The 1,199-nt window shown below is 43.5% G+C and carries 1 protein-coding gene and 1 pseudogene; both read left to right on the top strand.

Annotated features, from left to right (window positions below; translation table 11 throughout):
* Positions 1–390, top strand: a pseudogene (gene vex3, locus GMD1S_RS10380) (ABC transporter permease subunit Vex3); the annotation flags it as partial.
* A 141-nt stretch (positions 391–531) separates the two neighbouring features.
* Positions 532–1,188 (top strand): response regulator transcription factor VncR, encoded by a 657-nt coding sequence (gene vncR / locus GMD1S_RS10385; RefSeq protein ID WP_000697938.1) that lies wholly within the window; start codon positions 532–534, stop codon positions 1,186–1,188.
* The last annotated feature ends 11 nt before the right edge of the window (positions 1,189–1,199 follow it).

Below are 1,199 nucleotides of genomic sequence, written 5' to 3' on the forward strand. Positions count from 1 at the left end.
GTGGGAATCCTCCTCTCTATCGGTCTCAAGCAGGCAAGTATCTTGGGGCAATTCATTACCGAATCTATCCTGATTGCCATTCCTGCTCTTATTTCTGCTTACTTCCTAGCCAACTACACAGCCCGTGCCATCGGAAATACTGTTCTTGCCAATGTCACTTCAGGTGTTGCCAAGCAAGCCAGCAAGGCTGCTCAAGCCTCTAATCTTGGTGGTGGTGCAGAAGTAGACGGCTTTAGCAAGACCCTGTCGAGCCTAGACATTTCCATTCAGACATCAGACTTTATCATCGTCTTTGTCCTAGCCTTGGTTCTAGTGGTTCTCGTTATGGCTCTTGCCTCAAGCAATCTCCTCAGAAAACAACCAAAAGAGCTCTTGCTCGATAGCGAATAAAAAACTTGCTACCTATTCTCCTCTAAATGGGGTATAATATAGGTAGCATTTTTATCTATTTCATTTTGATAAGGACTCTTCCTATCAGGATGAAACCGAGAAGATTTACAAGAAATTTAAAGGAATGTGAAACGTTTTTCTATGAAAATTTTAATTGTAGAAGATGAAGAGATGATCCGTGAGGGGATCAGTGACTATTTGACCGATTGTGGTTATGAAACCATTGAAGCAGCAGATGGACAAGAAGCTCTGGAAAAATTTTCCAGCTATGAAGTTGCTCTAGTACTGCTGGATATCCAGATGCCCAAGCTCAATGGCCTCGAAGTTCTAGCTGAGATTCGTAAGACCAGTCAGGTTCCTGTCTTGATGCTGACCGCTTTTCAGGATGAAGAATACAAGATGAGTGCTTTTGCTTCTCTGGCAGACGGTTATCTGGAAAAGCCCTTTTCTCTCTCCCTTTTAAAAGTAAGGGTGGACGCGATTTTCAAGCGCTACTACGATACAGGACGAATCTTCTCTTATAAGGATACCAAGGTGGACTTTGAGAGTTACAGTGCAAGCCTCGCGGGAGAAGAAGTGGCTATCAATGCCAAAGAGTTGGAAATTCTGGACTATCTGGTGAAAAATGAAGGCCGGGCCTTGACTCGTTCTCAGATAATTGATGCGGTCTGGAAGGTGACAGATGAGGTTCCCTTTGACCGTGTCATTGATGTCTATATCAAGGAATTACGGAAAAAGCTAGACTTGGATTGTATCCTCACTGTGCGCAATGTTGGTTATAAATTGGAGCGAAAATGAAACGAACAGGT

The sequence above is a fragment of the Streptococcus sp. GMD1S genome (assembly GCF_000296875.1).
Classification (GTDB): Bacteria; Bacillota; Bacilli; order Lactobacillales; family Streptococcaceae; genus Streptococcus.